1 protein-coding gene is annotated in these 353 nt (G+C 35.1%); it reads right to left on the bottom strand.

The window, feature by feature from the left end; translation table 11 throughout:
• Positions 1 to 353: DUF4355 domain-containing protein (locus tag FPQ13_RS13260; protein ID WP_246065548.1), on the bottom strand; the 353-nt coding region annotated here is incomplete at both ends.

Here is a 353-nt window from a genome sequence, read left to right as displayed (position 1 = left end):
TACTGCATTAGAAAAAGCTTCAACGTTCGATTTGGTTTGTTCAGCAGTGTCAGTTACAACCAAATTGACAACCTCATCTGATGAATCAACTTCCGCTTCACTCAACATTTTTCGTGCTTCTGAACGCATTTCGTTTAATTGTTTTTCTGAACGTAATTGTTCCAGCTCTTTTTCCATTTGTTCGCGTTCATATTCAGCGATTTGATCTTTGTTCATTTTTGCTAATCGTTTAGCTTCATCAACAGCTTCTTGTTTCTCTTTTTCTTTCTGCTTCATACGACGACTTAATTCTTCTTTAAGACGCTTGTTATATTCTTCTTGTAGTCTTTTTTCGATTTCTTCTTCTGAATTAG

It is taken from the genome of Allobacillus salarius (genome assembly GCF_007559425.1).
Lineage (GTDB): Bacteria > Bacillota > Bacilli > Bacillales > Alkalibacillaceae > Allobacillus > Allobacillus salarius.
The sequence above is the reverse complement of the archived record's forward strand: the minus strand, read 5'-3'. Positions and strand labels throughout refer to the sequence as shown.